We start from the raw sequence: 12,066 nt of genomic DNA on the forward strand, positions 1-12,066 counted from the left end.
CGGGGTTGTGTATACGTGGCTGCTTAATGCCTCGGGAATGGGGGGATTTATCGCCTGGCTTGGCATCGCCATCAGCCATTACCGTTTCCGCAAAGCGTATGTGGCACAAGGAAAAAGTCTTGATGATTTACCATATAAGGCAAAATGGTTCCCATTCGGTCCGGTATTTGCTTTTGTTCTTTGCTTGGTAGTGATTTTAGGGCAAAATTACCCGTCGTTGATTGGCGGGACGATCGACTGGTATGGAGCGCTTGTTTCTTATATCGGCTTGCCTCTTTTCATCATCGTCTGGCTCGGCTATAAATTCGTGAAAAAAACAAAAGTTATTTCATTACAAGAATGCAACTTAGAGATGAAATAGAAGAAGTGGCATTATGTTAAGAAAACAGAAACCTCCGTATGTAATTTTACTTCTAATCGATTGTATGAAAATAACCAAGTTTGGTTAATGGCCATTTTTGTTAAACACGTTTTGCTTTCTGACCTTGTCAGAGAATGGAGGTGTTAGCACCTTTCATTCCCTGACAAGGAAACAGATGATCATTTACGCCGTTTTCACACATTACTCTAAAACGACTTAATTTCAAAACATTTTCTAAATCCTTTTATCAAAACACGGTAATCCGTTGAACCAGAGCCAAAGTTTTCTCTTTCAACTCGGAAATGTTCTTTTGCAACACCTATCCCTTATTGGTAAAGGGAGGAACCATGTTCGACAAACTCCTTCGCTTTTTGTTTCATCCCTTCTTCTTTAACCGCTCGTTGCAAATCATGCGAAATTTTCATCGAGCAAAATTTCGGCCCGCACATGGAACAAAAGTGGGCGATTTTCGCTCCTTCCGCCGGCAATGTTTCATCATGATATTCTCGAGCGCGATCTGGATCAAGCGAAAGGTTGAACTGGTCATTCCAGCGAAACTCAAAGCGTGCTTTCGATAGCGCATCATCCCGCTGCTGCGCGCCTGGATGTCCTTTTGCCAAATCAGCGGCATGGGCAGCGATTTTATAAGCGATGACTCCTTCGCGCACATCTTCTTTATTTGGCAGGCCTAAATGTTCTTTCGGCGTGACATAACAAAGCATGGCCGTTCCATACGCGCCGATGATCGCCGCGCCAATCGCCGATGTAATATGGTCATATCCCGGAGCGATGTCGGTCGTGAGCGGACCTAGCGTATAAAACGGCGCTCCTTTGCAAATTTCCACTTGCTTGTCAACGTTTTCCTTAATTTTATGCATCGGCACATGCCCCGGACCTTCAATCATCACTTGCACATCATGCTTCCACGCGATTTCCGTCAATTCTCCGAGCGTTTCTAATTCGGCAAACTGCGCTTCGTCATTGGCATCGGCAATCGAGCCTGGCCGCAGCCCGTCCCCAAGCGATACAGCGATATCATACGTTTTTAAAATCTCGCATATTTCTTCGAAATGCGTGTATAAGAAGTTTTCTTCATGATGGGCTAAACACCATTGCGCCATAATCGAGCCGCCGCGTGAAACAATGCCAGTCGTTCGGTTTACCGTCATCGGTATGTAACGAAGCAGCACCCCCGCGTGAATCGTAAAATAGTCTACCCCTTGTTCCGCCTGCTCGATCAACGTATCACGGTAAATTTCCCACGTTAAGTCTTCGACGACGCCGTTTACTTTTTCGAGCGCCTGATAAATCGGAACCGTCCCGACAGGCACTGGGGAGTTGCGAATAATATATTCTCGTGTCGCATGAATATGTTTTCCCGTCGATAAGTCCATAATCGTGTCTGCTCCCCAGCGCACCGCCCAAAGCATTTTTTCTACTTCTTCTTCAATGGATGATGTTACTGCGGAGTTGCCGATATTCGCGTTAATTTTTACATGAAAACGACTCCCGATAATCATCGGTTCACTTTCCGGATGGTTAATATTCGAAGGAATGATCGCTCTGCCTGCGGCAACTTCTTGGCGTACGATTTCCGGATCGATATTTTCACGAATCGCAACAAATTCCATCTCCGGTGTAATAATCCCTCGTTTTGCGTAATGCATTTGCGTAACGGTTTTTCCTTTTTTTGCGCGCAGCGGTTTTCTCTCGAAAGGCAGAATAATCTCTGGTTGTTTCCCATTACGGAATCCGTTATCTTCCGGTTTCACTGGACGACCCTCGTATTCTTCAACGTCCTCCCTTTCTAAAATCCAGCGTTTTCTTAGCGGCGGCAATCCTTTTTGAATGTCCGGCTGAAAATCAGGATCGGTGTAAGGACCAGTTGTGTCATAAACACGAACAGGTTCATTTTCGCTGATTCCTGTTTCTGTCTTCGTCGGACTTAACGTAATTTCCCTCATTGGAACACGAATATCTGGACGTGAACCTTCGACATACACCTTTTTACTAGCGGGAAACTGCATAAAAGACGGAATGTTTTGCATGTAACTTTTCTCCTCCTTCAAAATAGTGGTGAGGACCTGAAGTTACACCAAAACGCAGGGCGAGGTAGGAGACCATATACGGAAATAAAAATCGGGTTCTCTAAGAGAACCCGATGGAATGCCAATAGCGAAACGTACGCAACAAACACATACACTTCCGCTATCTACTTCCCTACGCTGGCATAACCCAGATCAGGTTCAAAGGGTCAAAGAACTTAAGCGCGTTCTTTTCTCAGTCCAAGCTATTGGACTCCCCTAGTAGATAAGCGATAAAGCTATTTAATTTTTCTTAATATTAACACGTTTATCAAGCAATGTAAATAGTTTTATACCGTAAACCGCTTTAACATCGTTTGCATATCTTCCGCCATTTTGCTTAACGATGAGGCGGACGCAGCAATTTCCTCCATCGATGCCATTTGTTCTTGTGTCGCCGCCGAAATATTCGCTGCTCCGGAAGAAGATTGTTCCACAATCTCTGTCATGTCCTCAATGGATGCAGCTACCCGTTGCGCGTTTTCCGTCATTTGCTCGATCGCTGTGGATACTTGTTCGATTTGGGCATTGACTTCGCTGATGGATTGGCGGATTTGTTCAAACGATTGTCCAGCCGTTTGCGCAACATCGAGCCCTTGTGATACTTCGCTAACTACTGTTCCCATCGATTCGATCGCTTTTTCCGTTTCTTCTTGGATATAGCCGATCAGCTGCGAAATTTGCTGTGCGGACTGAGCAGACTGTTCCGCCAATTTGCGGACTTCATCCGCCACAACGGCGAACCCTTTTCCTTGCTCCCCGGCTCTTGCCGCCTCAATCGCCGCATTTAAAGCAAGTAAATTCGTTTGCGAAGCAATCCCTGTAATCACTTGCGTAATTTGACCGATTTCATTCGAACGCTCTCCAAGACCTTTGATAACTTGTCCAAGCGATTGGACATGCTCATAAATAAACTGCATTTGCTCTTGCATTTGTGAAATCGACTGTTTTCCGGATTGCGCTTTTGCCGATGTTTCATTTACGTTCGTTGATACGTGCTTCGTATTCGCCGCCACTTGCATAAGCGTATCAGAGATATCGTTCATCGCTAGCGACGTTTCTTGCACCGTCTTCACTTGCTGTTCCGAACTTAAGGAAATCGTTTCCATTGTTGACGCAATTTGCTCCGTTGCTTTCGTCGTCTGGTCTGCGATGGCTGTTAACTGTCCGGAAAATTGCGCCATCTCATCGGAATGGCGCTGAATGATGGCAATGACTTCCTGCCACGCTTGGGCCATGTTATTGAGCGAGAGCGCGATCGGCTTTAATTGTCTTACTTCATTCATAGGAACACGTGTGGACAAATCTCCATTTGTCATTTTGTCTAAATGATGATTGATAATAGCAATGGGTGCGATAAATCGCCGATAATTCAACCTAGCGGAAATGACCCCAACAACGGCTCCAAGTAATACCGTAATCGAAAATGTCCACCAAAATGCCGCGCCATGGAGGCCATTCCCTAAACATACACCAATGATTATTAAAGCGGTACCAGGAATGACAACGAACATCGTGCGTAAAATATAGCTATATAACGACAACCCTCTCCCCTCCCTTTTTCTGTATATAAACAATTTTACTATTAATTACAGAATGCGAGCAAGAACCCTCTAGTTTTCAGCTATAGGGATGAGAGCGAGCGGCGGGCGGGAGAAGGGGTTAACCCTCTCGCGAGTCCGACATTTTTTGTAAAGACTCTTTGATTAACTTCTCAATGATTTTGCTGGCATCTGTATTCTCTTGAACAGCTTTAGTTGCTTAATCACTTCTTCATCTAAAGAAGTGGTAAATTTCTTTCGTGTGTCTGAGAATTATTTTTGTATTACTACTTTCCTATTAAACACTCTCGTTTCCAAACACGCAAAATGCCTATCCGAAGCGAATAGGCATTTCCTTTATTTTCTATATAATAACAATTGCGCGATGCCAATAAAATATTCTGACTCACGAATAATATGGTTCAGCACCACTCTTGCCGTTGGATTTTGGCTTACTGCTTTGCTTTCTGTTTTTATTTGTCGGCATAGCTTAATAAAATCAAGACTTTGCTGCAAACAATGAGATACTAACTGCAGCACTTGTTGGTAAAGCTGATAAGGAACGTAATATCCCGTGCGAATGACCGACTCAATGTACCTTACTACTTGTTGATGTGTCGCAGAAAGCGCTTCTTCCCATTTTTTCAGCGCCTCGACATAAGACGGCTCCAAGCCGCTAACAAGCTCGCGAATAACGACCGTATGCTCCTCCTCTTGATGTTTCCAAAATTCCGCTTCGTCTAAAATACGCAGCGGCATTTGCTGACCATAATAAAATTGCATACCTTCCCCCTCCCCTATTTTCATCTTTTTCGTTTTATGTGTATGGGAAAAAGAGGAAAGATATGCTTATCCTCCGCTAGTATACTTCGTTTACCTTTGTGTCATGCTCTTACGCCTTCTCTAGCGTTTATTGTTTGATCCCTATGTATTTCCTTCATTTGTCTTTTTGCCACAAGATGATAATAAACATAGCAAGCAACGATAAATGGGATACCGCAATATAGAGCCATGCGCTGGTCTGGAATAAACGCAAGACTGATAATAATGACTAGATTGGATGCAAAAGCAAGAAGCGGAACAAATGGATAAAGCGGTGTTTTATACTTTAGTTCACGAACGTCTCCACCTTGGCGAAGAAATGCTTTTCTTCCTAAATAATTTGATAAAGCGATCGACGCCCACACCGCCACAGCGCCAAATCCTGCAATCGACGTTAACCAAACATACACCGTATCTTCCGCGTAAATGCTGCATAATAAGGAAAGGCATCCAATTACCATACTTGCGATAAGCGCGTTAATCGGAACACCGTTTTTCGATAGTTTGCTAAAAAGCGGGCTAACCATCCCTTGGCGTGACATCGACCATAATACACGCGATGTGGCATATAGGCCAGAATTGGCAACCGATAACACTGCCGTAATAATAACAAAATTGATAATGTCCGCCGCATACGGGATTCCGATACTATCAAACACAACAACGAACGGGCTTTCAACTAAACCAGCCTTTTCCCACGGGAACAGCCCGGCAAGCACAAAAATAGCTAGAACAAAGAAAAGCAAAATGCGCCATACCGTGTTGCGAATCGCTTTTGGCACCGTTTTTTCCGGCTCTTTGCTTTCTCCCGCCGCAACACCAACCAATTCCGTTCCTTGGAACGAAAAATTAACAACGATCATTGTCACAAGAATAGCACCAAGCCCCTTTGGAAATAGCCCGCCATGGTCCGTAAAATTGGAAAGCATTGGCGCTGGTTGGCCGTTTTTCATGCTAATAATGCCAAACATCGCAGCTAATCCCAAAATAATAAACAATATCACTGTTATTACTTTAATACTTGAAAACCAAAATTCAACTTCCGCAAAACTGCGTGTCGATAAGGCGTTAATCAAAAACAACAGCACCGCAAAAATAACGCACCAAACCCAAGATGGAACGTCTGGAAACCAACGTTTCATCAAAATACTTACCGTGAGCAACTCAATCCCTACCGTAACCGACCAGTTTAGCCAAGACAGCCAACCGATGCAATATCCTGTTGCTGGTGAAATAAACTTTGTCGCGTACGTTTGATAAGACCCCGCGTCCGGCAATGCCACGGCTAATTCCCCGAGACATAGCATCGTTAAATACATAACAAGCCCGCCGAATAAATAGGCGACAATTGCTCCTCCTGGTCCTGCTTCATGTATCGTGTAACCCGAACCTAAAAATAACCCTGTACCAATCACTCCCCCAAGCGCAATCATAAATAAATGCCTGCTTTTTAATTCTCTCCGTAATTCTTGTGGTTGCTGCATAGCCAATCTCCCCTTGTCGTCCATCTATTTGTAAGCGCTTCACAAAAATTAGAAAGAATATTTATATTTATTTTAATATTAACATCAAAAAAAGAAGAAATGCAAAAACTTTTTGTTAGAATATTAAAAATATAAACTAAATACTTATTCTATCGCTCATAAAAGTATATTTACAATATTTATTAACTTATGTATATAATTTTCAAAACATAAAAATAGACATAAGCAACTTATTTGAAAAACTTGTTGCCTATGTCTGATTCGATCATGCTCATTGACCTTCCTTAATTATTTGCGCAAGCAATTGGTGGAATTTTCCCCAGCGCTCTCGGAAAAAGGACGATATCGCTCATCTCTCGATAAATATAACCACCCTTCAATCTGGGATAAGATTTGCTGTTTGACATCCTTTGTAAGCTAACTAACCGAGAATCGATCGATCAGATCTGTCAATTTTTTCTCCGCTGTTATGAAAAATAACCAGTCATTTTTTTACAATTATATCCTGTGTAATAAAAAATGAGTGTCTATTGTCTTAGACACCCTTTTTTATGTTCATTACAATATCCAATTATGCCGGCTTCTCCGTCGTCACATACGTCCCGGCAATAAAGTCATGGATCGAGCGTTTGTCTTCGCGCGCCGCCACCATAATTGCGCTAATAATCACCCCGATGCCAAGTGTGATGACATAAACGAGCCCGCCGACAACGGACCGTAAAAACATCGTTCCGATTCCGACTTTTCCACCATTGACTTTGGCGATGCGAATGCCTAACAGCCTTTTTCCTACCGTATATCCAGACCAAACCGCTGGCACTACTAAAGCATAAACAATGTTCGCCAATGAAGTAAACCAGTTTTCCTCCCAGCTGTTCGTAATCAAATATCCGATCAACGAAATAGGAATACCGACAATGATGCCATCTAATAAATTAGCCGCTAACCGCTTCCAAAATCCCGCCGGGTTTTTCACCATTAATATGCCATCCCCCTATCTTTTCCTTCATTACTAATAATGTATTCACTCCTAATGGATCCGATTCATGGAAGTGAGATTTTCTTCAGGATACTTGATCACCGTCTCATTGGCAACAGTGATTTACCATAATTTTGCCACCACCACCGAAAGATCATCCGGAAACTCCCTTTTTTCTTCAAACTGGTTATGAATAAATTTTATCATGGTTTTGCTGTCTAAATGAATATGCGGCTTTAATTGTTCACGAAACCTTTCGATATTTGTGCAAACTGAACGGCTGGCTCCTTCGATCGCACCGTCCGAATACAACACTAGTGTTGCTCCCGGCTCGTAATGCAGCTTGCCGGTTTCTACGTAAAGATGCGGCAGTAACCCAATCGGCGCACACCCCTGATCCAGCTCCTCCACCAAACCGTTTTTCTGGAATAAAAATCCAGGGGGGTGCCCTGCCGAAGCGTACTCAATAAATCTCTCCTTCGTATTTACCAGCACATAAATAGCTGTAAAATAATACATCATTCGTCCATTTTCATGATACAGCTGCCGCATATGTTTATTTAACTCTCCAAATACTTCTTGCGGATCAATACCTTTGCGAATCACTCCGTTGAGTAAAGAGCGGACCGACATACAAATGAGCGATGCGGCCGTTCCTTGTCCCATGACATCCATCAAAAAAATTCCATATCGTTCTTCATCGATTCGGTACCAGGCATACATATCGCCCCCTAATTCCCGTGAAGGAATATACATTCCATAAATATTAATACGGCTGGCCGTCAACGGTTTGCTTAGCACACGTTTTTGCACTTCCCTCGCCAGCTTTAAATCATCCTTTACAGTGGCTGCCGTTTTGTTGTTTGGCCACATGCCGGCAAGCAAAAAAAGATAAAAAATAATCTTCCCCTCGCAGTCGCGAATGGCCGTAACAATCGTCTGCTGAACATAGGCTTTCCCGTTTTTCCGGCGCCACCGCATCTTTCCGGCCCACTTTCCTTTTTCGATCGTCGTTTTCTTCACAGTGCTGTAAAACCGCTCATCATAATAGCCGGCACACAACACATGAAACGACTTACCGATGATATCCGCTCCATATCCTGTTATGTTCGTAAAAGCGGGATTAACCAATTGAATCACTAACTGTGCATCAGTAATCAATAGCGCCTGCTGCGTATGTTCATATACTTTTTCTGCCAGCAGCAACTGCTCGTCCATTTTTTTTATTTTGGTAATATCGGTAATAATTCCGCTTATCATCGCTACATTCCCGGCTTCACCGAAAACGGGAAACGCTTGCTCCAGAACCCAGCGGACCGTCCCGTTTTGCTGATGGACAATGCGGTATTCCTGCTCAACGCTCTCCCCGTTCCAAAGAACGGACCTCGTTTTTTCCAGCTTTTCCTTATCTTCCGAGTAAACGACTTTTTTCCATAGCTCTGCATCTTGATAGAAAGCTTCAGGCGGCAGCCCGTACATCTTTTCACAGGATGCGGAAATAAAAATAAACCGCCTCTCCGCCAAAGTTGCGATCCAATACACTTGATCCGCTTTATTGCAGAGCACGTTTCGCTCTTCGAAAAGCTGCAGTAATTCCTTTAATGTAAAACCTTTTTCTTTCTCTATTTTTTCTAAAAACTTGCCAATCATATGTTGTCATTCTCCACGAAATAATGTATTGCCTCTTTTTCTGTTTTAAACAGTTTAATAAAAGAAGAAAACTTAACGATATGAAAAATTTCCTGAAGGGAACCTTGAACACCGGCAACGACCAGCTCTTTTTGCTGTTTTCTCGCCGTCATCACTCCATCGGCAATAATGCCGAGGCCCGCGCTATTAATGTATTTCACTTGCTCCATATTTAATATAAGATGGTCGGCTGGCTCTTCAATCAGCTTTGCCATCGCTTTGCGAAACTGTTCCGTATTGTTTAATGTAATGTCTTCGTTCCAAGTGAAAACATGAATAGCTCCATGTTTCGTTCTCATCATTCTATTCCCCCAACCATCGCTCATTTTTCTTGAATTTGCACATATAAAACAAAACATAATTTCCTCTTTGTTTGACATAAACGTGGTCAACAATATGAGCAATTAGCTGCAATCCTCTGCCGCGCGAGCCTCTATTGACCCCATCCTCTCTTTTGATGGCAAATTTCTTTCCTCGTTGTTTCACGACAATAATTAAATGTTGCCTTTCCCCTTTCCAAAATACTTTAAAAGGCAGTTGATTGGTTTTTTGGCAATATTCATACGCGTTTGTGCATGCTTCCTCCGTCGCCAATCGGAGAAACAGGCAATCACGCGATGAAAACCCCATGCCGCTTGCTATCCGTTCCGTAATCTCCATGGCTTTCACAATGTCCGCATCTTTCGTGACCGAAATGTTTTTGATCACTGCCCCATTTTTCATCTGTATTCCTCTTATTTCCATGTGCTACATGACACCTTTGCCTGCAAAAGTGACAACCTCCAAACATATAGCTCGTTTCCTTCGCAAGGAAAAACAAGCTTGAAATATTATTTCATCGTATTATTGACAAATTATACGACTAAAGACATAGTTCTTATTTACTACAAACATTATAATATAAACTTTATTCGATTCCAATTACTGTATAAAAAATAAAAAAAGGAACATCATTTCATCGATCTTGTACCAAATGATGTTCCCAGTTGATTTTCTTTCCGATGGTTTAGCTGATAAACAAGAGCAATAAGCTGCGAGCGGTCGTTCACTCCAATTTTTTGGAAAATATTTGTAATATGATTTTTCACGGTATGAATGCTAATAAACAGCCGATCCGCGATTTCACGGTTGCTGCATCCTTGAACCAATAAATGGAGTACATCCATCTCCCGGGCGGTTAGATGTTCCGCAAGCATGTCGATATTCAATTCCTGCTTTGGCACATAATCATAGTTTTGTTTCATCATCATCGTACCGACGCCTATGAGGGCGGTTACATACGCTTCTGCTTCTTTCGTATCTTCTAAATGTTTCATATGTACAGACATTACTCCATGCAGCTGTTCGTGAACAAAAAACGGAATTTCCATTATTGTTCCCAGCTTTGTTTCCCGCAATGTCGGTATATTGTTGGACCACTTACCTTCTGCCTCGAAATAACGATGACAAACATCTTCGTAATATTCCGCAATTTCCCTTTCAGGAACCGCACCGCCATACACTTTAATGTTTCTGTTCCGGTCCTTTAGCACTGTAAATGCAAAATTACCATAGGCCAGCTCTGCCACAAAATCAGTCATCATCCGCAAAATTTCCTCATTGTTTTTCATTACGTTCATCGCCCGGCCTATTTCGATGAGCATCGATAGCCTCATGAAATGGCGGTCCATTTTGACGTAAGCAGACTCGCATTTTGTATATAAACTCCAATACTTGATCATAATAGAACCAATCGGAGCTGCGGCTTTTGGCAACGAACTGGTTGTTTCGCTGCCCATCACCATCCATCCTTCTATTGCCTCATCCCGTAAAATCGGGTAGGCCAAAACAACTTTAGGTCTAATTCCGTGTGTGACAAAAAACGAAAAGCGCGGATCTAGTGCCGCATTTTCAAAACAAGAGACACTAGGTGGATATGGGGAGTCTGACAGCGGAGGGAAAGCGGTTTTGATCGGTTTTCCACACATCTGTTCTGCTTTCTCGCCAACAGCGTTGGCAACCATCCACTCGCGGTCCCGTCGCTGTATGTACAGCAAAAAGTCAATATGATCATCTATTCTTTGCAATAGATGTAGAAAATCATCTACGTTTAGCGAAACCTGCCGCACGCGGTCGGCTGCCGAATCCAGCAAACGAAAATAGCGTTCGTATTGTTGTTTTTGTCTATCGCTGTGAATTAGCTCGCTGCATACTAATGACATTTTTTCAATATCATGAAGCTTTTGTTCCACCGCCGATATCGGTTGCTCTATTGCATGTTCAATTGCCGGAATCCATGCTTCAGAATTAGGAACATGGGCACATTGCTCTCGGATGACCAGCTTCGTCTTCTCCTCAATAAACGCTCCCGCCCAGATCCAATACTCTACTCTCTGTTCCACAAACACCGGAGCAACAATCGCTTTAACTCCCCAATATCCTGTCTGAACAATCATTGGCCGCCGCCACTGCGTACCGTTCTCCGAAATGCAGATGAAAGGACGCAGTTTTTCCACTCCATCCGAGGAAAACAACACAAGCTCTGCCAACTCTGTAACATTAGAAACTTTCGTGACTGGCTGGTGCTGCAAATCAAACATAATAATGCTTAACCCTGTCAACGCCGCGTATGCGTCTTGAACGCATTGCAAAAGACTGTTTATGTTCAATTCCCCCTCAACTCGCTTACGTTTTTATCTTTATATCCCTATTTATTATTGACAGACGAGTATAAAGAAGTCAAGTTTAGGAAATAGAAGAGAAGTTTTACATACGATGGATCCAAAAAACGGCAAGATCAAATTTTAGAAACCCTTCCCCTTCGCTCATTGGAACAAGAAAGCAAACTGCGTGCGCTTAAGCGGATTAAGTAGCACATTGATACAGCTTTCTAAAGGCTACCATGAAATAAGGAAGCAGGCACCACACAAGGTGCCTGCTTCCTCTTTTTGCACGAGCTTTGCTACACACTCGCACTCAGCATGCGTAGACCGCTGACTATATAAAAAACCATCTTTAAAAGGATGCAGCCTTGTTCATCCTCATTGTTTTATGCTTGTAACAGCAGATCGAATAGCTCAAACAGAAGACAGGCAAAAAACCAGCAACGTTCTTGCTACCATTTTTT

Annotated in this window: 9 protein-coding genes, 1 pseudogene and 1 riboswitch; of the genes and pseudogenes, 1 reads left to right on the forward strand and 9 read right to left on the reverse strand. The window is 43.0% G+C overall.

What is annotated here, in order from left to right:
- Positions 1-361: pseudogene (locus GCA01S_RS07750) on the forward strand (amino acid permease); the annotation flags it as partial.
- 326 nt (positions 362-687) lie between these two features.
- Here the strand turns inward: GCA01S_RS07750 and thiC are convergent.
- The 9 genes from thiC to GCA01S_RS07795 all read right to left on the reverse strand — a co-directional run bounded on the left by thiC (position 688) and on the right by GCA01S_RS07795 (position 11,608).
- The gene (gene thiC, locus GCA01S_RS07755; protein ID WP_042408786.1) at positions 688-2,409 is read right to left on the reverse strand and encodes a phosphomethylpyrimidine synthase ThiC; all 1,722 of its coding nucleotides are present in this window, start codon (positions 2,407-2,409) and stop codon (positions 688-690) included.
- 152 nt (positions 2,410-2,561) lie between these two features.
- A riboswitch (TPP riboswitch) is annotated at positions 2,562-2,676 on the reverse strand.
- 59 nt (positions 2,677-2,735) lie between these two features.
- The gene (locus GCA01S_RS07760) at positions 2,736-3,989 is read right to left on the reverse strand and encodes a methyl-accepting chemotaxis protein (protein ID WP_042408789.1); all 1,254 of its coding nucleotides are present in this window, start codon (positions 3,987-3,989) and stop codon (positions 2,736-2,738) included.
- 354 nt (positions 3,990-4,343) lie between these two features.
- Complete coding sequence (locus GCA01S_RS07765; RefSeq protein ID WP_042408791.1) at positions 4,344-4,769, reverse strand: DUF2935 domain-containing protein; 426 nt, start codon at positions 4,767-4,769, stop codon at positions 4,344-4,346.
- Positions 4,770-4,870: 101 nt separating this feature from the next.
- Entirely contained in the window at positions 4,871-6,292 is a 1,422-nt protein-coding gene (locus tag GCA01S_RS07770) for an amino acid permease (protein WP_042408794.1), read from the reverse strand.
- A 571-nt stretch (positions 6,293-6,863) separates the two neighbouring features.
- Positions 6,864-7,271: an RDD family protein gene (locus GCA01S_RS07775; RefSeq protein WP_017434346.1), complete on the reverse strand. Its 408-nt coding sequence runs from the start codon at positions 7,269-7,271 to the stop codon at positions 6,864-6,866.
- A 123-nt stretch (positions 7,272-7,394) separates the two neighbouring features.
- Positions 7,395-8,921, reverse strand: coding sequence for a SpoIIE family protein phosphatase (locus GCA01S_RS07780; protein ID WP_042408797.1), 1,527 nt, complete (start codon positions 8,919-8,921; stop codon positions 7,395-7,397).
- Positions 8,918-9,259, reverse strand: a complete 342-nt coding sequence (locus GCA01S_RS07785) for an STAS domain-containing protein (RefSeq protein ID WP_026078381.1) — start codon at positions 9,257-9,259, stop codon at positions 8,918-8,920. Before GCA01S_RS07785 ends, GCA01S_RS07780 begins: the two co-directional genes overlap by 4 nt.
- Positions 9,260-9,263: 4 nt before the next feature.
- Positions 9,264-9,683 (reverse strand): ATP-binding protein, encoded by a 420-nt coding sequence (locus GCA01S_RS07790; RefSeq protein WP_042408799.1) that lies wholly within the window; start codon positions 9,681-9,683, stop codon positions 9,264-9,266.
- 227 nt (positions 9,684-9,910) lie between these two features.
- Entirely contained in the window at positions 9,911-11,608 is a 1,698-nt protein-coding gene (locus GCA01S_RS07795; RefSeq protein WP_311637899.1) for a helix-turn-helix transcriptional regulator, read from the reverse strand.
- Positions 11,609-12,066: the final 458 nt, after the last annotated feature.

Origin of the sequence: Parageobacillus caldoxylosilyticus NBRC 107762 (genome assembly GCF_000632715.1) — a bacterium.
Taxonomy (GTDB): domain Bacteria; phylum Bacillota; class Bacilli; order Bacillales; family Anoxybacillaceae; genus Saccharococcus; species Saccharococcus caldoxylosilyticus.

What these genes read in the sequence shown, in the direction of transcription:
- GCA01S_RS07775 (WP_017434346.1), bottom strand. Translation starts at nt 7,271, where the DNA reads ATGGTGAAAAACCCGGCGGGATTTTGGAAGCGGTTAGCGGCTAATTTA.
- GCA01S_RS07765 (WP_042408791.1), bottom strand. Translation starts at nt 4,769, where the DNA reads ATGCAATTTTATTATGGTCAGCAAATGCCGCTGCGTATTTTAGACGAA.
- GCA01S_RS07780 (WP_042408797.1), bottom strand. Translation starts at nt 8,921, where the DNA reads ATGATTGGCAAGTTTTTAGAAAAAATAGAGAAAGAAAAAGGTTTTACA.
- GCA01S_RS07770 (WP_042408794.1), bottom strand. Translation starts at nt 6,292, where the DNA reads ATGCAGCAACCACAAGAATTACGGAGAGAATTAAAAAGCAGGCATTTA.
- GCA01S_RS07790 (WP_042408799.1), bottom strand. Translation starts at nt 9,683, where the DNA reads ATGAAAAATGGGGCAGTGATCAAAAACATTTCGGTCACGAAAGATGCG.
- thiC (WP_042408786.1), bottom strand. Translation starts at nt 2,409, where the DNA reads ATGCAAAACATTCCGTCTTTTATGCAGTTTCCCGCTAGTAAAAAGGTG.
- GCA01S_RS07785 (WP_026078381.1), bottom strand. Translation starts at nt 9,259, where the DNA reads ATGAGAACGAAACATGGAGCTATTCATGTTTTCACTTGGAACGAAGAC.